23 protein-coding genes and 1 rRNA gene are annotated in these 23,686 nt (G+C 41.9%); 17 read left to right on the forward strand and 7 right to left on the reverse strand.

Translation table 11 applies throughout. The annotated features are described in order from the left end of the window. Window positions 1-14 precede the first annotated feature (14 nt). Genes ribD through FLP08_RS13840 form a run of 4 tightly spaced genes read left to right on the forward strand, consistent with a single transcriptional unit; the run spans window position 15 to window position 3,133 of the window. Window positions 15-1,073: a bifunctional diaminohydroxyphosphoribosylaminopyrimidine deaminase/5-amino-6-(5-phosphoribosylamino)uracil reductase RibD gene (ribD, locus tag FLP08_RS13825; RefSeq protein WP_162431074.1), complete on the forward strand. Its 1,059-nt coding sequence runs from the start codon at window positions 15-17 to the stop codon at window positions 1,071-1,073. Continuing rightward, entirely contained in the window at window positions 1,051-1,659 is a 609-nt protein-coding gene (locus FLP08_RS13830) for an HAD family hydrolase (protein ID WP_156277531.1), read from the forward strand. Before ribD ends, FLP08_RS13830 begins: the two co-directional genes overlap by 23 nt. Then, window positions 1,656-2,528, forward strand: a complete 873-nt coding sequence (locus FLP08_RS13835; protein ID WP_156277532.1) for an EamA family transporter — start codon at window positions 1,656-1,658, stop codon at window positions 2,526-2,528. Before FLP08_RS13830 ends, FLP08_RS13835 begins: the two co-directional genes overlap by 4 nt. Beyond that, window positions 2,525-3,133, forward strand: a complete 609-nt coding sequence (locus FLP08_RS13840; protein WP_156277533.1) for an IMPACT family protein — start codon at window positions 2,525-2,527, stop codon at window positions 3,131-3,133. Before FLP08_RS13835 ends, FLP08_RS13840 begins: the two co-directional genes overlap by 4 nt. Here FLP08_RS13840 and FLP08_RS13845 read toward each other — a convergent pair. After that, window positions 3,130-3,528, reverse strand: a complete 399-nt coding sequence (locus FLP08_RS13845) for an acyl-CoA thioesterase (RefSeq protein WP_156277534.1) — start codon at window positions 3,526-3,528, stop codon at window positions 3,130-3,132. The two genes, FLP08_RS13840 and FLP08_RS13845, sit on opposite strands and share 4 nt — an antisense overlap. A gap of 205 nt (window positions 3,529-3,733) precedes the next feature. On the opposite strand from FLP08_RS13845, the gene dnaA reads away from it, so the two are divergent. The 3 genes from dnaA to FLP08_RS13860 are packed head-to-tail and all read left to right on the forward strand — an operon-like array spanning window position 3,734 to window position 6,361. Next, the gene (dnaA, locus tag FLP08_RS13850) at window positions 3,734-5,161 is read left to right on the forward strand and encodes a chromosomal replication initiator protein DnaA (protein WP_156277536.1); all 1,428 of its coding nucleotides are present in this window, start codon (window positions 3,734-3,736) and stop codon (window positions 5,159-5,161) included. Window positions 5,162-5,171: 10 nt separating this feature from the next. Next, window positions 5,172-5,639 (forward strand): low molecular weight protein-tyrosine-phosphatase, encoded by a 468-nt coding sequence (locus FLP08_RS13855; protein WP_156277538.1) that lies wholly within the window; start codon window positions 5,172-5,174, stop codon window positions 5,637-5,639. Next, entirely contained in the window at window positions 5,636-6,361 is a 726-nt protein-coding gene (locus FLP08_RS13860) for an SAM-dependent methyltransferase (protein WP_156277539.1), read from the forward strand. The genes FLP08_RS13855 and FLP08_RS13860 overlap by 4 nt, the downstream gene beginning before the upstream one ends. Here FLP08_RS13860 and FLP08_RS13865 read toward each other — a convergent pair. The 4 genes from FLP08_RS13865 to dapF form a co-directional block, all read right to left on the reverse strand. Next, window positions 6,358-7,026, reverse strand: coding sequence for a peptidoglycan-binding protein LysM (locus FLP08_RS13865; RefSeq protein ID WP_156277591.1), 669 nt, complete (start codon window positions 7,024-7,026; stop codon window positions 6,358-6,360). The two genes, FLP08_RS13860 and FLP08_RS13865, sit on opposite strands and share 4 nt — an antisense overlap. 196 nt (window positions 7,027-7,222) lie before the next feature. Next, a complete protein-coding gene (gene mltG, locus FLP08_RS13870) occupies window positions 7,223-8,263 on the reverse strand; it encodes an endolytic transglycosylase MltG (RefSeq protein ID WP_156277540.1) in 1,041 nt (346 codons plus the stop codon). Further along, window positions 8,253-8,783: a GNAT family N-acetyltransferase gene (locus FLP08_RS13875; protein ID WP_156277542.1), complete on the reverse strand. Its 531-nt coding sequence runs from the start codon at window positions 8,781-8,783 to the stop codon at window positions 8,253-8,255. The genes mltG and FLP08_RS13875 overlap by 11 nt, the downstream gene beginning before the upstream one ends. Next, complete coding sequence (gene dapF, locus FLP08_RS13880; RefSeq protein ID WP_156277544.1) at window positions 8,777-9,562, reverse strand: diaminopimelate epimerase; 786 nt, start codon at window positions 9,560-9,562, stop codon at window positions 8,777-8,779. Before dapF ends, FLP08_RS13875 begins: the two co-directional genes overlap by 7 nt. A 133-nt stretch (window positions 9,563-9,695) precedes the next feature. On the opposite strand from dapF, the gene FLP08_RS13885 reads away from it, so the two are divergent. The 6 genes from FLP08_RS13885 to FLP08_RS13910 all read left to right on the forward strand — a co-directional run bounded on the left by FLP08_RS13885 (window position 9,696) and on the right by FLP08_RS13910 (window position 17,463). Then, window positions 9,696-11,105, forward strand: a complete 1,410-nt coding sequence (locus FLP08_RS13885) for a trypsin-like peptidase domain-containing protein (protein WP_156277546.1) — start codon at window positions 9,696-9,698, stop codon at window positions 11,103-11,105. A gap of 123 nt (window positions 11,106-11,228) precedes the next feature. Beyond that, window positions 11,229-12,677 (forward strand): glyceraldehyde-3-phosphate dehydrogenase, encoded by a 1,449-nt coding sequence (locus tag FLP08_RS13890; protein ID WP_156277548.1) that lies wholly within the window; start codon window positions 11,229-11,231, stop codon window positions 12,675-12,677. A 201-nt stretch (window positions 12,678-12,878) separates the two neighbouring features. Beyond that, the gene (locus FLP08_RS13895) at window positions 12,879-13,472 is read left to right on the forward strand and encodes a hypothetical protein (RefSeq protein ID WP_238388502.1); all 594 of its coding nucleotides are present in this window, start codon (window positions 12,879-12,881) and stop codon (window positions 13,470-13,472) included. A 39-nt stretch (window positions 13,473-13,511) separates the two neighbouring features. Further along, window positions 13,512-14,192: a tRNA (guanosine(37)-N1)-methyltransferase TrmD gene (trmD, locus tag FLP08_RS13900; RefSeq protein ID WP_156277552.1), complete on the forward strand. Its 681-nt coding sequence runs from the start codon at window positions 13,512-13,514 to the stop codon at window positions 14,190-14,192. 117 nt (window positions 14,193-14,309) lie between these two features. Beyond that, entirely contained in the window at window positions 14,310-14,663 is a 354-nt protein-coding gene (rplS, locus tag FLP08_RS13905) for a 50S ribosomal protein L19 (protein WP_156277553.1), read from the forward strand. Between the two features lie 571 nt (window positions 14,664-15,234). Continuing rightward, the gene (locus FLP08_RS13910) at window positions 15,235-17,463 is read left to right on the forward strand and encodes an NADP-dependent isocitrate dehydrogenase (RefSeq protein ID WP_156277555.1); all 2,229 of its coding nucleotides are present in this window, start codon (window positions 15,235-15,237) and stop codon (window positions 17,461-17,463) included. Window positions 17,464-17,519: 56 nt separating this feature from the next. Here the strand turns inward: FLP08_RS13910 and FLP08_RS13915 are convergent, their stop codons facing one another. Continuing rightward, complete coding sequence (locus FLP08_RS13915) at window positions 17,520-18,131, reverse strand: DEAD/DEAH box helicase (RefSeq protein ID WP_156277556.1); 612 nt, start codon at window positions 18,129-18,131, stop codon at window positions 17,520-17,522. 163 nt (window positions 18,132-18,294) lie between these two features. Between FLP08_RS13915 and FLP08_RS13920 the strand changes: the two genes are divergently transcribed. Genes FLP08_RS13920 through FLP08_RS13935 form a run of 4 tightly spaced genes read left to right on the forward strand, consistent with a single transcriptional unit; the run spans window position 18,295 to window position 22,992 of the window. Further along, on the forward strand, window positions 18,295-19,542 hold the full coding sequence (locus tag FLP08_RS13920; RefSeq protein WP_238388503.1) for a multidrug effflux MFS transporter: 1,248 nt from the start codon (window positions 18,295-18,297) through the stop codon (window positions 19,540-19,542). A 47-nt stretch (window positions 19,543-19,589) separates the two neighbouring features. Beyond that, window positions 19,590-21,956 carry a TonB-dependent receptor gene (locus FLP08_RS13925; RefSeq protein ID WP_156277558.1) on the forward strand — a complete coding sequence of 789 codons (2,367 nt, stop codon included), beginning with the start codon at window positions 19,590-19,592 and terminating at the stop codon, window positions 21,954-21,956. Continuing rightward, entirely contained in the window at window positions 21,957-22,769 is an 813-nt protein-coding gene (locus FLP08_RS13930; protein ID WP_156277560.1) for a DUF4249 domain-containing protein, read from the forward strand. Between the two features lies 1 nt (window position 22,770). Then, window positions 22,771-22,992: a DUF6095 family protein gene (locus FLP08_RS13935; protein WP_156277562.1), complete on the forward strand. Its 222-nt coding sequence runs from the start codon at window positions 22,771-22,773 to the stop codon at window positions 22,990-22,992. A gap of 571 nt (window positions 22,993-23,563) precedes the next feature. Here the strand turns inward: FLP08_RS13935 and rrf are convergent. Beyond that, window positions 23,564-23,674, reverse strand: a 5S ribosomal RNA gene (rrf, locus tag FLP08_RS13940). Window positions 23,675-23,686: the final 12 nt, after the last annotated feature.

Genomic DNA, 23,686 nt, shown 5'->3' on the forward strand with positions numbered 1-23,686 from the left:
TCTATTTTTGTGACGTGAATATACACGAAAAATACATAAAACGCTGTATAGAACTGGCCCAAAACGGCCTTGGAAACACCTATCCGAATCCCCTGGTAGGCAGTGTGATCGTTTATAAAGACCGGATCATTGGCGAAGGCTGGCACCAGAAAGCCGGTGAAGCACATGCCGAGGTAAATGCCATTAATTCGGTTAAGGATGAAAGCCTTCTGAAGAAGTCTACCATTTACGTGAGCCTTGAACCCTGCAGCCATTTTGGTAAGACACCTCCCTGCAGCGACCTTATTATCGCCAGGGGAATAAAAAAGGTGGTGATAGGCAGCATGGATCCTTTTGCGAAGGTAGCCGGAAGGGGAATTAAGAAACTCATGGAAGCAGGCTGTGAAGTTAAAGTTGGTATCCTCGAGAAAGAATGTCAGCACTTAAACCGGCGATTCTTTACTTTTCATAAAAAGCAACGACCTTATATCATTCTAAAATGGGCCCAGACCAGGGACGGTTTTATGGCGCCTGAAAAAAGAGATGAAAAAAGGCCGGTCTGGATCACCAATAAATATTCGGGACAGCTGGTACATAAATGGAGAAGCGAGGAACCTGGCATCCTGGTAGGCACTAAAACCCTGCTGGATGATAACCCGAGCCTGAATGTTCGAAAATGGACGGGGAACAATCCCACCCGCATTATCATAGACCGGGACCTGAAAGCTCCCGCTGATTATTCGGTGCTGGATGGAAAACAGAAGACCATAGTCATTACAGGAAAAAGTTCGGAAAAGAATATCAAAGGCGACCTTATCTATGAAGAGGTAGAATTTTCCCGGAATATCGCCGCAGCTGTCTGCGAAGTGCTGTATAAACATGAAATACAATCGGTCATTATAGAAGGTGGGCAAAACACCTTACAACAATTCATAGATGCCGGCCTGTGGGACGAAGCAAGAATATTCACCGGGGCAGCCGATTTTAAAAATGGCCTGAAGGCGCCTGAACTTTCAGGAAAACTGGTCTCTGAAAAGGATATTTCTGGAGACAGATTAAAAATTTACAAGAATGATCAAGACGATAATATTTGATTTTGGAGATGTCTTTATCAATTTAGATAAAGAGGCGACCAACCGCAACCTGAAAAAGATGGATATTCAGGAGTTACCCGAAGCCCTGATGGCCAGGAACAGGGATTATGAACAGGGATTCGTAACTTCAGACGAGATCTCAGAACATTACAGAACCCATTTTCCGCAGATGAAAAAAGAGGATTTTTTAAGTTCATGGAATTCCATTCTCCTTGAATTCCCGGAATACAGGTACAGGTTCATCAAAAAGCTTTCTGAAGAAAAGAATTTCAGGCTCATACTTTTAAGCAACACTAACGAAAACCATATTGAATTTATAAAACAGCAAGTGCCTTTTTTTGAGGATTTCAAAAAGTGCTTTGATGCCTTTTATCTTTCTCACGAAATAGGAATGCGCAAACCCAACCCCGATATTTTTGAATTCGTATTACAGGAGCACGACCTCAAACCGGAAAACTGCCTTTTTATCGACGATACTGAGGAAAATACGGCGACAGCTGCCAGGCTTGGATTCAAGACCTGGAATATTGAGCCAACCCGTGAGGATGTCATAGACCTGTTCACCACTAAAAGCGACCTGTTTTGATCTACCTGCTGTTAAGCGTCCTTTCTTCTACCGTTATATTCGTAGTCTTTAGACTATACAAAAGATTCGGGGTTAACACCCTGCAAGCCATCATCGTAAATTATTTTGTAGCCTGCACCGTTGGGTTTTTCGGATATATAGAAAATACAAGTTTTGGACACGTCCCATCGGAGAGCTGGTTCCCCGGCGCCCTGATGCTTGGCTTCCTGTTCATCGCGGTCTTTAATCTGGCCGCCATCACCACTCAAAAGAGCGGAATGTCTGTAGTGGCGGTAGCTACCAAGATGTCTGTTGCTATTCCCGTACTTTTCGGGATCTTCTTATATAATGAAAGCACCGGAATATTAAAGATCCTGGGAATCATCCTCGCCCTGGCCGCAGTTTATCTTACCTCCATAAAGTCTAAGGAAGGTATTAGCATAAAAAGCAAGAACCTGGTCTTCCCGTTGCTGGTATTCCTGGGCAGTGGTATCATAGACACCAGTCTTAAATACCTGGAAACCAATTATGTTTCAGAAACAGATGTAGGTTTATTCTCTTCCACGATCTTTGCCACTGCAGGAATAATCGGAACCATCATTCTTATCGTACAGGGCTTAATGGGAAGGCTTAAAATAAATTTCAAAAATATCCTGGGAGGGATCGCCCTGGGCATCCCCAATTATTTTTCCATCTATTTTCTCGTGCTGGCTTTACGCAGCAAGGGTTTCGACAGCTCCACCATCTTTACAATGAATCATGTGGCGATTGTTACCGTCTCTACCCTGCTAGGAATCCTTCTCTTCCAAGAAAGACTGATCCCCAAAAACTGGATCGGGCTTGGGCTGGCCATTCTTAGTATAATTCTTGTAGCAAATTCGGCGATATGAAAGACACCTACAAAAGCATAACCGCGCCTTCCCCCGAAGTTTTGTTCAAGGATCGCAACTCCAAGTTCTTTGGATATGCCTTCCCTATCAAAACCGAAGAAGAAGCCAATCAACATCTGGAAGAATTAAGGGCGAAACATCATAAGGCCCGCCACTGGTGCTACGCCTGGCAGCTAGGCAAGGAAGAATTTCAATATCGGGCCAACGATGACGGCGAACCTTCGAATTCTGCAGGAATGCCTATTTACGGGCAGATACAATCCTTTGAAGTTACTAACATCCTCATCGTGGTGGTAAGGTATTTTGGCGGGGTGAAATTAGGAGTGGGCGGACTCATCAACGCCTACAAGACCGCGGCCCAGATGGCGTTGGAGGCTTCAGACATCATAAAAAGGACCATAGACGAAGTCTTCGTGGTAAAATTCGATTACCCGGAAATGAACAAGGTCATGCAGGTGATCAAACAGAACAACCTGAATGTGATAGATCAGAAGCTTGAAATAGATTGTAAGATCTTTATTTCGGTAAGAAAAAAGGACGCTGAGAGCATTTTTTCAAAATTTGACAACACCTATAAAGTAGAGATTTCTAAACTTGAAATCTAGGCCTGAAGCTTCTCGAAAATATAGCTGGGACACCTTACCGGGCGTCTCGATTTTGCATCCATAAATACCAATGTTGATACCGCCGAAGTCACCTTTTCCCCCTTCTCATTGAAGATGAGATAGTCAAAGGTAATTTTAACATTTGGCATCTCCCGAAGGCGCGTTTCGATGAGCAGTTTTTCATCAAAAGTGATAGGTTTATGGTATTTTAAATTTAGTTCGAATACCGGCAACATTATCCCTTCCTCTTCCATACTTTTGTAGGAGATGCCGAGGTCATCTAACCACTCAAGTCTGGCAATTTCAAGGTATTGCGGATAAATCCCGTGATGCACCACCCCCATCTGATCGGTTTCGGCATATCGTACTTTAACAAAAGTTTTATGTGATTTCATGTAAAAATAATAGCCTTTCTGGGAAAGGTTTTTTATATTCAGGCTCGGAAGTAAGTATGCATAAAATTTTCTTAAAATTCAACCCTCAAATGGTTTTTTTTTTACATTTTTTGTTCACATATTTGCTTCGCTCAAGTTGGGAAACCAAGTAATTTCCAACTACCAGAATAACTTACTACTAACCTTAATTAACGTTTAACAAATAATGTCAAAAACTGCGCAATCGGTTTGGAATAACTGTCTGTCATTTATTCAGGATAACATTACCCCTCAAGCATACAAAACATGGTTTGAACCTATCCAAGCAGTGAAACTTACAGATTGTGCCCTGAGCATTCAGGTGCCATCTAAGTTTTTCTACGAATGGTTAGAAGAGCATTATGTTAAACTCCTAAAAGTATCACTTACCCGTGAACTAGGCGAAAAAGCAAAACTGGTCTATGTAATTAAGATGGAGAACACTTACGGTAACAAATTACCATTTACCGAAAAGATCCCCAGCACGCAAAGATCACAGATGGCATCGCAGGAAGTAGATGTACCTATCAAGAATAAAAGCCCGGAGCTTAAGAACCCTTTTATCATTCCCGGAATAAGGAATGTAAAGATCGAGTCCCAGCTTAACCCGAACTATAACTTTGAGAATTTCCTGGAAGGGGAATCTAACCGACTCGCAAGATCGGCAGGGCTGGCTGTAGCGAACAAGCCCGGAGGAACCTCATTCAACCCCCTGCTAATATTTGGAGGTGTTGGACTGGGAAAAACGCACCTTGCCCACGCAATTGGTGTTGAAATAAAAGATAAATATCCAGAGAAGACAGTTCTTTATATCTCGGCAGAAAAATTCACCCAACAATATATAGAGTCTGTAAAGAAAAATAATCGTAACGATTTTATTCACTTCTACCAGATCATTGATGTACTTGTAGTGGATGATATCCAGTTACTTTCCGGAAAGGCCGGAACCCAGGATGTGTTTTTCCATATCTTTAATCACCTGCACCAGAATGGGAAACAGGTGATCCTAACCAGTGACAAGGCACCGGTAGACATGCAGGATATTGAACAACGCCTGCTGTCAAGATTCAAATGGGGACTTTCAGCTGAACTTCAGCATCCTGATTTTGAGACCCGTGTTTCTATTATCAAGAACAAGCTTTACCGTGATGGTGTTGAAATGCCAGAGGAGATCGTTGAATTCCTTGCCAACAACATCAAAACCAACATCAGAGAACTGGAAGGCGCCATCATTTCATTGATCGCTCACTCCTCCTTCAACAAAAAGGATATCACCCTTGAGCTCGCTAAAAAAATCGTAGACAACTACGTTAAGAACACTAAACGTGAGGTTTCTATAGATTACATTCAGAAGGTGGTAAGCGATTACTTCCAGATGGATGTAGACACCCTGCAGTCCAAGACCAGGAAAAGACATATTGTACAGGCGAGACAATTGGCGATGTTCTTTGCGAAGAAATTTACCAAGGCTTCACTTGCCAGTATAGGCTCACAAATTGGAAGCCGTGATCACGCCACAGTATTGCATGCCTGCAAGACCGTAGATAACCTGGCAACCACAGACAAACAATTCAAGAAATTTGTTGAAGACCTCAACAAAAAGCTTACTCTATAAAAAATATAATATGAAAACCAGGGTATTGATGGTGTGTCTCGGCAATATTTGCAGATCACCCCTGGCCGAAGGTATTCTAAAATCCAAGGTAGATCAAAGCAAAGTGTTTGTAGATTCTGCAGGCACCGGAAGCTGGCATATAGGCTCAGAACCAGACAGGCGTTCCATCGCCACTGCCCGCAGATATGATCTGGATATAACCGATCAGCGCGGAAGACAATTTTCTGAAAAAGATTTTGACGATTTTGATCATATCTTCGTGATGGATAATTCCAACTTCAGAGATGTGATGTCGATGGCCAGAAACGATGAAGATCGCCAGAAGGTCCATTTGATCCTTAACGAAATCTTCCCTTCAGAAAACGTGGATGTGCCAGACCCTTATCATGGTGGTGAGCAGGGATTCGAAAATGTTTACCAGATGCTTGATGAAGCCTGCGAAGAGATAGCCAAAAAACTTGAAAACGGAACCCTATGAGTTCCAAAAATTCCTACGGCAAATTATACCTCATCCCGGTAAATCTTGGGGATTCTAATCCTGAAAAGGTATTTCCGCCAATAAATGCCCGGATCATAGATTCGATCGATGACTTTATCGTTGAAAATGAAAAGTCTGCCAGGAGATTCATTAAACAAATACTTCCCGAGAAATCTCAGCCTGCGCTAAAACTGCACGGACTAAATAAATTCACGGAAGCCTCAGAGATTCCCAGCTTTCTGAATGCTGCGAAGGAAGGAAAAAATATGGGTTTACTAAGTGAAGCGGGATGTCCCGGAGTCGCCGATCCCGGAGCCGAGGTCGTTAAACTCGCTCATCGTTTTAATATCCAGGTGGTGCCACTCGTAGGCCCCTCTTCTATTCTTTTGGCCATGATGGCCAGCGGGATGAATGGGCAAAGCTTTACTTTTCACGGGTACCTGCCTATAGACAAAAAGGATCGTAAAAATGAGATAAAGCAACTGGAAAGGATCTCGCTAGAAAAGAACCAGGCGCAGATATTTATTGAAACTCCTTACCGAAATATGAAGTTTCTTGAAGACCTAATACAGAACCTTCATCCATCTACCAGGATTTGCGTGGCCTGCGACCTAACGCTAGAAACGGAATTTATAAAAACCGCGACCGCTTCTGAATGGAAGAATATCAAGACCGATCTCCATAAGAGACCGGCCATATTTATTATTCAAAAAGATATTTAAGCAGATAATTTATCGAAATCTACACGTGCGTTCTTCACGGTCTTTACGAAAGAAACATCGTAACCACCAAAACGCTTCATATAGGTCTTGATCGTGGTGCCAAAGGCATCACTAAAGGCCTGAGCTCCCCAGCTACGCAGATATTTCTTTACACTCCCAGGACCTGCAAGATGCGCGGCCGCAAGGATACCAGATTCAGTGATCTCTACCCCATTAATGGTCTTACCTACAAAACGCTTTATATCCCTTTGCAGGATCCATTTATTCCTGGATGCATTAGCATAAAAGGCAGCTTCCTGTAAGGCAGGAGAATTAATAAAACCTACGGTGTCATAAACTCCTACAAGCTTCAAGGTTCCTTTACCAAACTGATATTTCCCAAGGTAACCATATTCGTTAATGGTCTTGTAGTCTCCCCCAGACTCTTTGAAGGCCAGGGCTTCTTTAAAACCTACATAAGATTTCCCCAGGAAAGGTGAGGTGTGAGAGATCTCGAATTCCGGAACTATCTCGTCCCGAAGATCGGGTACGGTATATTCCAGATCCAGATCGTAAGTGGAGTAATTCTCCAGATCTAGTTTTGCAGCCTCTTTAGTTGAAAAACTAAAAAATACAAAGCCTGCTGCAAGAGGCAAGATTGAAAATTTTGCAATTTTCTTTCTCATCATTTCGGTTTTTGAAAGGTTACCGGCAGAGCTTAATCATAAGTCGTGCCCCTTTCATATTCGCCGGGCAAATGTATAACAAATTTTAATAATTTGAATTACAGGCTGTTAAAGCTTTTTTAAAGTTCTGGAGCTTTTAACGAAACAATAACTCCTTAGAGGTCAAAAGGTTAATATTTCCTGATAAATGGCAGGCCTATCTTTTTATTCCCAGTTTGTTTATCCACCGGATATATTCCTGCTTATTCCGGTTATGCTGCGCCAGGTTTTTGGCGAATTTATGATAGCCGAAATTTTCCACATCGGCCACGAAATAGTAGAAATCATGATCCTCATAATTTAAAACCGCATCTATAGAAGAAATATCGGGCATCCAGATTGGTCCCGGAGGGATCTGCCTGTATCTATAAGTATTGTAAGGCGAATCCAGTTCCAGATCCTTATAAAGTACCCGCTTGATGATGGTATCAAAATTCCCGGTCTTTTCCTTTATGGCATAGATCACGGTAGGGTCTGCATCTAGCTTCCATCCGTTTTTATAACGGTTCATATAGACACCGGCAACTTTTGGGCGCTCGTCTACCTTCGCAGTTTCTTTCTGAACTATAGAAGCCATGGTGATGACCTCCTTTCGAGTGAGGCCAATTTCTTTGGCCTTTTCCAGCCTGCTTTGACTCCAGAACCTGTCGTATTCCTTTTTCATCCTTTCGCGGAATTCTTCTGCCGAAGTATTCCAGTAGAACTCATATTGGTTAGGAACATACATTCCAATAGCTGTTCTTTCCTCAAAGCCATTCTCCTCCAGGAAAGACTCGTCTTTGAATGAATTAAGAAGTTCCAGGCTGTCTGCCTCGATCTGGCTGGAGATACGTCCAGCCAGGTCTTCCAGTCTCTCCTGGTTATTAAAGACTACCTTGACCGGTGAATTCCCGCTTCTAAGTCGGTTAACCAACTCGTTATTGTTCATTCCGGGTTCCAGGACATATCTTCCCGGCCTCACATTAGAGGCATATCCCTTTTTTTGAGCAACCAGGCTGAAAGATTCCAGGTCTTTTAACAAGGGCCTGATAGAGTCCACGACGGTTTGAAAATTCGCTCCTGTGGGAATATAGACCACTTCCTTCTTCTCAAAACTGGTATTCGAAGAAAAGATACTGTTATATACGTAATAGCCGAAAAAGCCAAGCGCGATCACCCCGATTATGGTGATAGCGATAATTATTTTTTTAATGTACATTACTTATTAATTGATAAAGCCATTCATCCTTATACTTACCGTTGAACAGCGTCCAGTCCTTTTTTAAGCCTACCTTCCGGAAGCCATTGCTCTCGAAAACACGCATACTATCCTTGTTTCCCGCAGTAACATTTGCATACACCTGGTGTAATCCCAGGTGGGTGAAACAATAGTCGCAAAGCAAGGCTAAACTTTCTGAACCGAAACCTTTTTTACGGTCTTTTTTATCTGCTATCAGGATCCCCAGGGCCGCGCGTTTATCTCTTGGTTCCAGATCATAAACGTCTATGAGTCCCACCTGGCGGCCACGCTTGGTGCAGATCACCAGTCTTAACTGTTTGATATCAAAAATATCGCGGTGGGCATTTTCTATATACTGTCTTATTAAAAACCTGGAATAAGGAGTCTGGGTAGAACTGATCTCCCAGAAATCTTCATTGTTCTCTATCTTATGAACAAAATCCAGATCCTCGGGCTCCAGGGCTCTTAAATATACTTTTTCTCCTTTGAGTGTTAACATTCAATCTCACCTTTAAATACCTGTTCGGCCGGCCCGGATAACCAGATATCCTCATAACCATTTTCGGTCTTTTTAAAGCTAACGGAAAGTTCGCCGCCCGGAGTGATCAGTTTTACTTTTTCAGAACTGGTCTTCCCAGATTCATAGGCAGCAATGGCCACAGCAGTGACTCCTGTACCACAGGAAAGCGTTTCATCTTCTACTCCCCTTTCGTAAGTTCTCACTGAAAAAGAATCTGCAGAGATGGCTTCGACAAAATTCACATTGGTGCCGGCATTTCCATACCTGTCGGAATACCTAATTGCAGCTCCTTCCTTCTTGATGTCCTTTAAACCGATATTTTCAGAAAAAGCCACATGATGAGGAGAACCCGTATCCAGGAACAAGAAATCCTCATTCGAAGACACTTCTGCCACCTTCTGCATTTTCAAGCTTACCAGGCTGTCTTTGATAACTGCCTCATGAATTCCGTCTATAGCGGTAAAACGGGCTGAATCTTCAATAATATTAAGAAACTTTGCAAACGCCACCAGGCATCTACCGCCGTTTCCGCACATGCTGCTCTCATTTCCGTCGGCATTAAAATAGACCATCTTGAAATCGTCCTCAGAATCTTCCGAATTCTCCAGCAGGATAAGGCCGTCTGCCCCTATGCCAAATTTTCTATCGCACAGGCGGCCGATCAATTTGGTATCATTTTTGGATATTTTTAGGTGCCGATTGTCGATCATCACGAAATCGTTCCCGGTACCCTGATATTTATAGAATGTCAGCTTCATAAGTCATTTTGAAAGTGGCACAAATATACAATTTTGAACAGGAAATCCGGGTTGTTAAATGGTCGTTAAAATACCGAATAAAGCATAATATTAAGATATTCTAAAGGTTTACTAATAAAAACAACATCCGAAAATGAAAAAAATAGCAAGTCTACTAGTCGTCTCTGTTTTGGGAGGCGCCCTAACTTTAGGAAGCTACAAACTGTTTTTCGAGGATGAAATGCAGTTCCAGAACACCAGCCAGCAAAACACCACAGAAAGTTCTTTTGTACCAGTTAGCAACAGCAGCCGGGCTTATGGTATGAATACAGATTTTACCGAAGCCGCGGAAAAGACCGTGCACGCTGTGGTTCACGTAAAGAATGTGGCTGTGTTCAAAAGCGGTCCCCGAAGCATCTGGGAATACTATCCATATAGCAACAACAATAGCGGAAGGGCCTTGCAGGGAGCAGGCTCCGGCGTGATCATTACCCCAGATGGATATATCGTGACCAACAATCATGTAATAGATGGGGCCAGTGAAATAGAGGTGACCTTAAACAATAATAAAACCTACAAGGCAGAATTGGTTGGGAGCGATCCCATATCAGACATCGCCCTTATTAAGGTAGACCCAGATGAGGACCTGGAATATATCCCGTTCGGGAATTCAGATAATATGGAAATTGGTGAATGGGTACTGGCAGTAGGAAACCCTTTTAACCTGAAATCTACGGTAACTGCCGGAATCATTTCGGCCAAAGCCAGGGATCTCAACATGAGGGATAACTCACCACAGTCATTTATTCAGACAGATGCGGCTATCAACCCGGGTAACAGTGGTGGAGCGCTTGTAAATATCAACGGAGAACTTATCGGGATCAATACCGCAATTAGCTCCCCAAGTGGAAGTTATATAGGATATGCATTTGCCGTGCCTTCTAATAATGCCCGTAAAATTGTGGAAGATATCATGGAATTTGGCGATGTACAGCAGGGTATCCTAGGTATTCGTGGAAGAAGCATCAACGATGATGTAATAAGGGAATTAGATCTTAGCACCTCGCAGGGAGTGATCGTTGCTGAAGTAACCCCGGGAAGTGGTGCCGAGAGATCAGGCCTGCGCCAGATGGATATCATCAAGCAGATAGATAATATTGAGATTAATAAATTCTCAGATCTTACCGGTTATATTAATTCCAAAAGACCTGGCGACGAAGTACTGGTAAAAGTAGTTCGTGACGGCAAGGAAAAGCAGGTGAACGTTAAGCTTACCAAACTTAGTACTTACAGAATTCCTGCCCTTGGCCTTGAAGTGGCCAATGCCACCAAGGAAGAGCTGGAAGCATACCAGGCGCCAAATGGGGTACGTATCAACAGGATGCTGGCAGACAATCTACCTTCAGCAGATCTTGTAGGAGGCATCATCGCCGAAATTAACAGTCAGAAAGTGACTTCGGTAAGAGATGTGGAGGAGATCATGCAGAACCGTCCAAAATCCAATCCTATTGTGATCCTTTATTACAACCAGAAAGGAGAAAAACAACGTATGATCTGGAGATAATTTATCGCCATTTCAGGAAATACAAACCCTTCCCGAACGGAAGGGTTTTTTATTGTGAAAAGTTTTTACGAAAACGTTTGAAATATATACTTTTGGCGAAAATTTATAACAACATAACTTAACATGGACTTTAATAAAGTTTACGAAAAGGAACTTTCTTTCCAGGCAGATCGCCGTAAAGCTACCGTAGAATTCATCAATATCGTGAGTGACCTGTGGTACGACAAATCTATTGAGTTGGTGCTATTCAGAAACCAGCTTATTAACAGAAATGTGAGCGACATCCTGGACCTTCATGAATACGCAGGCGAATTCGTTGGGAAACCTATCTCTATTTTCGATTCAGTAGAGATCGCCAAGGCTATACAAGACCTCAAAATGCCACCGGCGAAGCTAGATATAGGTAAATTAACCTATGAATATCACCTGGACGGGCAGCCACATAGCAATGCCATGGCATTTGTTTCCAACAAACTAAACGAAGCCCAAGAGACCGATACCGTAACACCAAAAGACGTAGTGCTTTATGGTTTCGGAAGGATTGGTAGACTGGTAGCCAGAGAATTGATGACCAGGACCGGAAAGGGAAATCAGCTTAGGCTTAGGGCTATTGTAACCCGAGGTAAAGTTGACCAGAGCGTATTGGAGAAAAGAGCCTCTTTATTAAAGAGCGATTCGGTTCACGGACCATTTAGCGGAACCGTAAACATCGACGTGGAAAACTCTGCTTTGATCGTGAATGGAACTACCGTTCATATGATCTCGGCCAATCAGCCGGAAGATATAGATTACACTAAATATGGTATCAAGGATGCTTTGGTAATAGACAACACCGGAGCCTTCAGAGATAAAGAAGCATTAAGCAGGCATCTTGTTTCCAAGGGTGCATCTAAAGTACTGCTTACCGCACCAGGTAAAGGAGTGCCAAACATCGTTCACGGGGTAAACCAAAAGGAACATAACCCAGATGAGATCGATATCTTTTCCGCAGCCTCATGTACGACCAATGCCATCACCCCGGTTCTAAAGGCGGTACAGGATTCCCTTGGAGTTATCCACGGTCACCTGGAAACCATACATGCTTATACCAACGACCAGAACCTGGTAGACAATATGCATAATAAATACAGAAGAGGTCGCGCGGCCGGACTAAATATGGTGATCACCGAAACCGGTGCAGGCAAGGCCGTTTCTAAAGCCCTGCCTGTTTTTGAAGGCAAACTAACTTCTAATGCGATTCGTGTTCCCGTGCCTAATGGTTCACTTGCCATTTTAAACCTGGAAGTAGAAAAGGAAACCAGCCTGGAAGATGTGAATGGTATCCTTAAAAGATATGCCCTTGAAGGCGACCTGGTTGAGCAGATACAGTATTCTGTAGACAACGAGCTGGTATCTTCAGATATCATTGGCTCCTCTGCCCCGGCTATTTACGACAGCAACGCTACCATCGTATCGGCGGACGGTAAAAACGTGATCCTTTATATATGGTATGATAATGAATATGGTTACAGCCACCAGGTAATAAGACTCGCTAAATACATAGCGAAAGTAAGACGGTACACCTATTATTAGGATAGTATAATTTTTAAAGAAAAAGACCCCGCCATTGTCGGGGTTTTTTTATTTTTGCAGCACTTTAAAAAGATTAAAAAACTGATTCAAACCTATTTAAAATTTACAAAAAGCGAATCTCTTCCCGAAAATCTGAAATATACTAACCCCACTATTCGCTCGTTGTTTTTTATGAACCAAACACAATCAATCCCCAAAAAAATGAGTAGCAAACTTTACTTAGTAGTCGCATTTGTTCTTGCGAGTGTATTTCAGATGAACGCCCAGGCAGACAGCCTTAAGACCGATACTCCTATCCAGGATGAGTTTTCGGCTTTGATCCAGGAATCGAACAACTACCAGGGATACAAGGTAGTAGATTATGACAAGCTTATTGAATTAAGGAATACTACCAGAAACTATATCTCTGAATTAAAAGAGGAGATCATAATTCAGAAGAATACTGTAGATCAGCAAAATGACGAGATCCAGAAACTAAAAAGTGACCTTCAATCTACCCAGGAAGACCTGAAAAGGGTTTCTGAAGAAAAAGATGCCCTGATGTTCTTAGGGATGCCTTTTAGCAAAGGAGGATATAAATCCATGATGTGGGGTATTGTAGCTGCCCTGGTAGTGATACTTCTAATCCTGTTCTTCAGGTTTAAAAGTTCAAATGCCGCGACCAAGGATGCCCAGCAAAAACTAAGCGAGACCGAAAAGGAATTTGACGCTTACAGGACCAAAGCCCTGGAAAAAGAACAGCGTCTTGGCAGAATGCTTCAGGACGAAAAGAATAAGGCCAGCGGTAACGTATAATCTTTCAGCATTTTAATTGCTGAACTTCAACTCTAACGAATGCGTATTGATATAATCTCAGTAGTACCAGATATCCTGAAAAGCCCTTTTGAAGCGTCCATACTTCAGAGAGCCATTAAAAAGGGACTGGTAGAAATTCATTTACACAATCTTAGAGATTACACTACCGATAATTACAAGACGGTTGATGATTACCAGTTTGGCGGAGGTGCCGGGATGGTGATGATGATAGAGCCTATAGACAAGTGTATTTCCAAACTGAAGAGCGAAAGGGAATATCAGGAAGTGATCTATATGACTCCAGACGGGGAAAGACTTCAGCAAAAAACAGCCAATATGCTATCCCTGCATGAGAACATCATTATTCTATGCGGGCATTACAAGGGAGTAGACCAACGTGTAAGAGACCAGTTCATTACCAAAGAGATCTCGATTGGGGATTACGTGTTGTCTGGTGGTGAACTGGGAGCTGCAGTATTATGTGATTCGATCATAAGGCTTATCCCGGGAGTTCTGGGGAATGAAACCTCTGCCCTTACCGATTCTTTTCAGGACAACCTGCTTGCCCCGCCGGTATATACGAGGCCAGCGGAATATAAAGGCTGGAAAGTACCGGAAGTACTTACGTCGGGAAATTTCCCAAAAATCGAGGCCTGGAGAGAAGATGCCGCCTACGAAAGGACTAAAAGGCTCAGACCCGATCTTCTAGAAGATGAGTAAATTTTTCTTTTAAAGCCTTGGACAATAATATAAATTGCTTAATTTTGCACTCATTCTAAAATAACCTCTGGCGATAACCGTGAATGTTGTTTTGGATTTTACTTTAAACTATTTAAAATGGAATCGTTAGTAAAATACGTTCAGGACGAATTCGTAGAAAGAAAAGATCTACCGGAATTTGCAGCAGGTGATACTATCACTGTTTATTACGAAATTAAAGAGGGTCAAAAGACCAGAACACAGTTCTTTAGAGGAGTTGTGATCCAGAAAAGAGGAACAGGAGCTTCTCAAACCTTTACCATTAGAAAAATGAGTGGTACTGTAGGTGTAGAGAGAATTTTCCCTGTAAACCTTCCTGCTATCCAGAAGATCGAGGTTAACAAGAAAGGTAGCGTTAGAAGAGCTAGAATCTTTTACTTTAGAGGTCTTACCGGTAAGAAAGCTCGTATTAAAGAAGCGATCAGAAAATAATAATTCTTTACAGGATTATCCAAAAGCCCCGAAAATTCGGGGCTTTTTTTGTGCTTATATTTTTCTGGAAATAAGGCCTTAAAAATGTTAAATCACTTCCCTAAAAAAACCTTTATGCTTATCTTTATAAGTGAAAATTCGGCAAAATTAGAATGACAAAAGAATTTTTAGTGATGACGATTTTCCCGTAAAGTAAGTTCTTTACATACAGTTTTTACCTTCTATATAACACCTATAGATTTTGAATCATCAAAATTAGTTTGAAAGGTAAAAGCGACTTTGGTTTAATTTTACTTCCTTTAAAATTAAATCATGTTTGAAGCAGCACTCCAAAGAAAGCTTAAAACGCTTTTTATCATCAGAGTGATAATTTGCTGTTTCAAATGAAGCCATTTCATTTTAGCAATTAAGATGAAATGGCTTTTTTTATTGCATTATTTATGATTTCTTAACAAGTGAGAAGCCCTTTATATCTAGGATAAAAGGTCTAAAAACTGTATATTGCGCATGAGTTATTACCCTGGAATTGCCCGGGGTTTTCTTTGAATAAATCGCAACCAAAAACATACAAATGTCACAGAAAGAAAAAATCATTTATACCAAAACCGATGAGGCTCCCATGCTGGCAACCTACTCATTTTTGCCAATCATTGAGGCTTTCACCAAAGCTGCAGGAGTAAGCCTTGAAACCCGTGATATTTCTTTAGCCGGAAGAATTCTTTCACAATTCCCAGATTACCTAAAGGCAGATCAAAAAGTATCTGATGACCTGGCAGAGCTGGGGGAACTGGCTAAGAAACCAGAGGCTAACATCATTAAACTTCCAAATATCAGCGCATCCATTCCACAGCTTAAGAATGCGATCGCTGAGCTACAAGGTAAAGGTTTTGCTATTCCAGATTATCCAGACGAACCTTCTAACGATGAAGAAAAGGAGATCAAGGCCAGATATGACAAGGTTAAGGGTAGTGCGGTAAACCCGGTATTAAGAGAGGGAAATTCCGATAGACGTGCTCCTAAAGCCGTAAAGAATTTCGCTAAAAAGAATCCACATAGCATGGGAGAATGGAGTTCAGATTCCAAGACCCATGTTGCTACTATGGGTAAGGGTGACTTCAGGTCTAATGAGAAGTCTACCACCATGGAAGCTGAAGACACGCTTAAGATCGAATTCACTTCAGAAGCTGGTGATAAGAAAGTTCTAAAGGACAATCTAAAAGTACTAAAAGGAGAAGTGATCGATGCTTCAGTAATGAGCAAAAAGGCACTTCTGGAATTCCTTCGTGAAGAAGTGAAGGACGCAAAGGAAAAGGACGTTCTCTTTTCACTGCATATGAAAGCTACGATGATGAAGGTATCAGACCCTATCATCTTTGGTCATGCAGTAGAGGTTTTCTTTGAAGATGTTTTCGAAAAATATGGTAAGGAACTGGAAGAAGCAGGAGCCGATCCTAACAGCGGTCTTGGAGATGTTCTAAAAGCCATAGACGATTTACCTGCAGACAAAAGAAACGAGATCAAAGCAGCGATAGAAAAAGACCTGCAGGAAGGACCGGATATTGCGATGGTAAATTCAGATGAAGGAATTACCAACCTGCATGTACCTAGTGATATCATTATCGATGCATCCATGCCCGCCATGATTAGGACTTCAGGCCAGATGTGGAATAAAAACAATAAAACTCAGGATACCAAGGCAGTTATCCCAGATAGCAGTTATGCAGGTCTTTACCAGGCAACCATCGATTTCTGTAAAGAGCACGGTGCCTTCGATCCAACCACCATGGGAACTGTTCCTAACGTTGGTTTGATGGCCCAAAAAGCTGAGGAATATGGATCTCACGACAAAACCTTCGAAATTTCGGGTAATGGAGTGGTAAAGGTTATCAATTCTAATGGAGATACTCTTCTTGAGCATAAAGTTGAAAAAGGAGATATCTGGAGAATGTGCCAGGTGAAGGATGCTCCTATCCAGGACTGGATCAAGCTTGCCATTAGAAGAGCTAAAGCAACAGGTATGCCGGCAGTTTTCTGGCTGGATAAGACCAGAGCCCATGATGCTGAATTGATCAAAAAGGTAAATAAATACCTTCCAGATCACGATACAGAAGGTCTTGAGATCAAGATCATGGATGTGACCGAAGCTACTAAATATACCTTAGAAAGAGTGAAAGCTGGAAAAGATACGATCTCTGTAACCGGAAACGTGCTTAGAGATTATCTTACCGACCTCTTCCCTATTCTGGAATTAGGTACAAGTGCTAAAATGCTTTCTATAGTGCCGCTCATGAATGGTGGTGGATTATTCGAAACCGGTGCCGGTGGATCTGCTCCAAAACACGTACAGCAATTTCTGAAAGAAGGACATTTAAGATGGGATTCCCTTGGAGAATTCCTGGCCCTGGCAGTTTCTCTGGAACACCTGGGTAACAAATACAATAATTCAAAAGCGCTTACACTTGCTGAGGCTCTTGATGAAGCGACCGAAAGATTCCTGAACGAGGGAAGATCTCCTTCAAGGAAAGTGAACGAACTGGATAACCGTGGTAGCCATTTTTACCTGGCTTTATACTGGGCTGAAGCTCTTGCCAAGCAAAAGAGCAATACAGACCTAAACATCTACTTTGGAAGAGTTGCCAAGATGATGGAAGACAACCAAGAAAAAATTCTACAGGATCTGCTGGATGCTCAGGGATCTCCGGTAGATATTGGTGGTTATTACGAACCAGATGAGGAGCTTACTAAAAAAGCAATGCGTCCTAGCCAGAAACTGAATGAGATTTTGGCTACCAACGCATAATTCAAACTATATAATTTGTTATAAAGCCCTGTTTCTTACAGGGCTTTTTTTATTTCCTAAGCCTTCACTACGTAAGCTTTTTCCATAAAAAGCTCTTTTAACCTCTCCAGCTTAGGATTCATTTTTTCGGCGAAAACCAGGTACTGGCACTTGTTGATACTAAGAGGAATTCTAACCACATCTTCGAAAAGACCAGGTTTAGACATGAATTCAGCATCTTCGAGAATAAAAAGCTGAAGTTGTCCCAGGTGGATCCCGGTCATTGAAAATAATTTAGCGAGTCTTTTAGGCGTGGCGATAACTATATCCATTCCGTAATAGATATCATCCTTCTGGTCTTCTATATTTTGTTCTTCGTAGGCGCAGTATATTCGTAGATTCATATCACCGGTAAAGGCTTCGAATTTTTCTTTTAGCTCTAAGGCTGCTTCCTTGTTCTTAACATAGATGAGCGCTCTTGGAGAATCTTCAAAAGCTTCAGAATTTAATTTCTGAATAACGCTAATGATCATGGCCGTTGTCTTCCCGCTATTTTCCGGGGCAATCGCAAAAAGGTCTGCACCGCTTTTAATTTTGGGTAGCAACCTCTTTTGATAAGGGGTTGGTGCTTCGTAACCTACATTTTTAATGGCCTCCTTCAGGGGAGCATTCAGTTTTTTAAAGGACATCTATTTTCAGAATTTACTTTTCCATCGAGAAATCGGCTCGATTGGATCAATATTGGCAAAGGTCGCACAATATATTCGAATCGCTGCTTATATAGAGATTTTAAGCTAAATCGAAATAGTTTAATCTTTCGTTAAAGCCTGCATGAAATTAGAACAGGATTACATGTTTGCAGAAATTTGCAAAATGGTTCAGAATTCTGAAGGGAGAAATAAAAAGCAGGAAAATATCATTCTTCTGGTACTGGGGACTTTGATCGCCCTGGGCCCGTTTTCCATAGATGCCTACCTGCCGGGCTTCGACAGTATCGCGAAAGATTTTGATACCTCCATCAGCAAGATAGGCCTTACCCTTACCAGCTATTTTATAGGTATTTCCATTGGGCAGCTGGCTTATGGTCCTATCATGGACAAATTCGGAAGAAAAAAACCTTTACTCATCGGCCTGGGAATTTATTTCCTTTCTGCTATAAGCTGTATGTACTCTCCAAACCTGGAATGGTTGATAGTCTCCAGGTTCTTCCTGGCCGTGGGTGCCGCCGCTGGAATGGTCGCAGCAAAGGCCATAGTCAGGGATGTTTTCCCGGTACATGAAGTTGCCGGGGCCATATCGGTCCTGATGCTTATTATGGGCGGAGCCCCTATTATCGCTCCTACCGTGGGAAGTTTGATCATAGATTCCTTCGGCTGGGAAATGATCTTCCTCTTTCTCGCGGTCTTTTGTTTACTCATGATCTTCAGCGTGACCAGGTTTTTGCCTGAAAGTATCGTCCCTGATAAAAAGGTAGACCTTAAACCTAAACAGGTAGCGATAAAATATTTTGGTATACTCACCCACTCAAAATTCTGGAGCTTTGCTTTTTCAGGCAGTTTTGCCATCGGCGCCATGTTTGCCTATATCTCAGATGCACCCAAGCTTTTTATGGGAAATTTTGATCTTTCCCAGAAAGAATTCGGTTTGCTCTTTGGATTAAATGCCGGTGGGCTAATCCTGGGAAGCCAGATAAACAGGCTATTTCTCAGAAAATTCACCACCCTGAAGATCACCCTGTTCAACTCTGTGATCCTGGTAATCCTTTCAGGAATATTCCTGGTAATCGCCATCTTTGACCTGGGATTTTTACCTACAATCGTTACCCTGTTCTTTGTACTCTTCCTGCTGGGATTTCAAAACCCCAATACCACTGCCCTGTCCCTGGAGCCTTTTGAGAAAAAAGCCGGAAGGGCTTCAGCGCTTATTGGAAGTCTTAAAATGATCCTTGGTGCGTTCACTTCTTTTTTGGTGAGCCTTTTCCATACTTCAAGTTCTGTCCCGCTTGCAGTCATCCTTTTCAGTTGCCTGTTTCTAAGCTTCCTGCTTCTGTTCAGATTTAATAATAAAACAAAAGTTAATATCAGGTTTGGCGAAGCTTAAACTTTTTTATTAAGCGCTTAAATGATATTTTTGGTTAAAACTTCAATTTGCGACATTTCCTTCTACTGTTAGTATTTTTAATTGGCAGTGAGGCCTTTAGCCAGGAAACCTACACCCTGAATGGTGTGGTCACCGATGCCTCCAGTAATGAGACCCTCATTGGGGTTAACCTGATAGTTCCCGAGGCAAATACCGGGGTTGTTACCAACGACTATGGCTATTATTCGATAAAATTACCGGAAGGAGAATATCTAATTGAAATCTCTTACCTGGGCTACCAGAGTGTGCAGAGAAGAATCCAGCTAGATTCAGATAAAAAGCTCGATTTTGCGTTGACTGAATCTTCAGAAAATCTTGAGGAGGTCGTTATCACCAGTAATAACGAGGGTCTGAATATTAAAAAGCCCGAGATGAGCGTGAATAAATTATCAATTGGAACCATCCAGAAACTTCCCGTTGTTTTTGGAGAGGTAGACGTGGTGAGGTCCTTATTGTTACTACCCGGGGTTTCCAATGCCGGCGAGGGTTCTTCTGGTTTTAATGTAAGAGGAGGAGCGGTAGACCAAAATCTTATTCTTCTGGACGAAGCAACGATCTATAACTCTTCTCACCTTTTCGGATTGTTTTCGGTATTCAATCCAGATGCAATCAAGGACCTTAAATTGTATAAAGGTGGTATCCCGGCGGAATACGGCGGAAGGGTTTCTTCGGTTCTGGATATTTACCAGCGTGACGGGAACAGTAAGGAATTTAAGATGCAGGGTGGCATCGGTGCCGTTTCGAGTCGTTTGCTTGCTGAAGGACCTATCGTAAAAGATAAAGGCTCTTTCCTGATTGGTGGCCGAAGTTCTTATGCCCACCTTTTTCTGAAACTTACCGATAACGAGAACTCCGCATACTTTTATGACCTTAATACTAAACTGAGCTATAATCTGAATGACCGGAACAAGCTCCTGCTTTCAGGATATTTTGGCCGGGACGTTTTCAACATAAGTCAGAATTTTGAGAATACCTATGGTAACGCGGTGCTTAACCTGCGCTGGAACCATATATTTTCAGACAATATTTTTACCAACCTGTCTGTGATCTATAGTGATTACTACTATGGATTGAATCTGAATTTCGTTGGCTTCAACTGGGACAGTGGCATCAGGAACCTTAATATCAAATATGATTTTAACCATTATATCAACGACCAGGTGCAACTCAAATACGGGATCCAAAATACCTACTACAGGTTCAACCCCGGGGAGATCTCTCCTATCGATGAAGATTCAGGCATCAACTATTTCAAATTAACCAATAAGTATGCCTTGGAGAATGCGCTTTATATATCTTCGGAACACAGATTTAGCGACAATTTCTCAGCAGAATACGGGTTACGTCTCAGCAATTTCTTCAGATTGGGACAGGATGAAATAAATGTTTATGAAAACAATAATCCGGTTGAGTATGATGCCGAAAGAGATATTTACCGGGAAGCTGATATACTGGAAACCATTGAATCTTCGCGAGGAGAGATTCTGGAAACCTTCACCAACCTGGAGCCACGTATCGCTCTTTCTTATGCTTTGAACGATTCTGAATCCATCAAGGCCAGTTACAACCGAATGGTACAGTACCTGCATTTAATTTCCAACACCAGTTCTCCAACTCCTTTAGATGTATGGACTCCTAGCGGTGAATTCATAGAACCACAGCTACTGGACCAGTATGCCATTGGATATTTCAGGAATTTTAAAGAGAGTGAATACTCCCTGGAGGTAGAGACCTTTTATAAGCAAATAGATAATCGTATAGATTATATAGATGGCGCCAATCTTATTGCGAATAATGCCATAGAACGTGTGGTGCTTAACGGAGAGTCCAGAGCATACGGACTGGAGCTACTTCTTCGAAAGAATAAAGGAAGGTTCACCGGCTGGCTTGCTTATACGCTTTCAAGGTCTGAACAGAGAACTCCGGGCCGCACTCCGGATGAGCCAGGGATCAATAATGGCGACTGGTATGCCGCTAATTATGACAAGACCCATGACCTTACCATTACCGGGAGTTACGATCTAAATAGAAAGTGGCAACTCAATGCTAATTTCATATTCCAGACAGGCCTGGCTACTACCTACCCTACGGCTCAGTACGAATACGAAGGAGTGACCATTCCTGTTTACGGCGAAAGAAATGGAGACAGGTTCCCGGCATATCACAGGCTGGATCTTTCCGCTACCTTTAACCCCGGCGTTAACAAGCATAAGGATTTTAAGTCTTCCTGGAACTTCGGCATCTATAATATCTACAACCGCAAAAATGCCTATTCCATAAGTTTCAGGGAAAATTCTGAAACCATGCAGAACGAGGCAGTAAAACTTTCATTATTCGGGATCATACCTTCCGTAACCTATAATTTCAAATTCTAGATGAAAAAGGCAATAAAATATCTTTCGGTACTTATACTTAGTTTTGCTTTATTCTCCTGTGAGGAAGTGATAGATCTTGAACTGGAAGAAAGCGAACCAAGACTTGTGATCGAAGCCTCCATTGTCTGGTTAAAAGGAACCCAAGGCGAGGAACAGAGAATAAGAATTTCTGAAACCGTGCCTTTTTACCAGGAGGATACAGATCCTGTTGAAAATGCCATCGTTAGAGTTATAGCAGAAAATGGGGATATCTATGAATTTAATCATATTGCCAACGGGGAATATATCAATTCCAGTTTCCAGCCTGTGCTAAATGCCAGTTATGATCTCGAAGTAATTCATGAAGGACAGACATATACCGCTTCAGAAAGTATGATGCCGGTCACCTCCATAGATTTTGTTGAGCAAACCGAATCGGGAGGATTTGCCGGGGACGAGATCGAAGTAAAGGCTTATTATACAGATCCTGCAGATGAAGAGAACTATTATCTCTTTAAATTCTATAATGAAGATGTGACCCTGGAATTTTATGAAGATGAATTCACCAATGGAAACCAGATCTTTGGATATTATTCTAATGAAGATATTGCTGAAGGAGACCTCATTCGTATTGAAATTCAGGGAATCTCAAGAAGCTATTATGAATACCTGTTCATTTTGAGATCACAGGTAGGTGAAAATGATGGTGGTCCCTTCGAGACCATGCCGGCAACGGTAAAAGGAAATATAGTGAACAGGACAAATCCTGAAAATTATCCTTTTGGTTATTTTCGCCTTTCGGAAGTCGACTCTACATTCTATACAGTTGAATAATATGAAACATACCAATAAAAAAGTACTTTCCACCGGGATCAAATACCTGGCTGGGGCATTGCCCCTAGCAATGATCGGGCCTTCGGTCTTATATAACGCCTTCAATAACCAGGAACATCCTCTTTATATTCCTGTTCTTATATTCGGTCTCCTGGCCACATTCGCCTCTATCTTTTTGATCTTCAAAGGCATCATGACCATCATCAAAGCTTTATTCGATTAATAGCTGGATATTGATCTATTTTAGAGAAATTTGCTCAAGAAATAGACAATTACAGCCCCAATTACACCAGCTGCTCAAAAGGCTTTTTCATCTTAGCCTATAAGCAAATACTCATGTAGCATTAACTATAATTTTCAATTAACTCTTTTTCCTATTCCAATTTCAGGAGATAGGCTGCATGACCTGTGTTGCTTGGGACGGAAAATGTTTCGCTAGCTAAGTGGTTTTCCATTCCCTATCCACATTTATTTAACTGTATAACCCGCATTGAACGGATAATACTGCTGGTAATTAAGAGTATTTCCGGTAAGTTCAGTTCCTATGGCATTTCGGGGATCTTAAAGAGGCTCCATTTCTGAAGAAATTAGGTATAGGAAAGGTATTTAATTGATACTTGGCCATCCTTTTTAGTACATGATAATACTACATAATAAGTAATTGCTAAGATGTATTATGTGTAACTTGATTTGAATTGTTTTATTTAAGATATAGTAATCTGAAATAGCTTGGGTGTAGAAGAAATATTAGCACATAAAAAAACCCCTACAGCGAACTGAAGGGGTTTTCAAGAAGAAGGCGGCGACATACTCTCCCACAATGATAGCAGTACCATCTGCGCTAACGGGCTTAACTACTCTGTTCGGAATGGGAAGAGGTGAGCCCCGTTGCTATAGCCACCTTAAAAGGTTAGTTA

The organism is Christiangramia aestuarii (assembly GCF_009735585.1).
Classification (GTDB): domain Bacteria; phylum Bacteroidota; class Bacteroidia; order Flavobacteriales; family Flavobacteriaceae; genus Christiangramia; species Christiangramia aestuarii.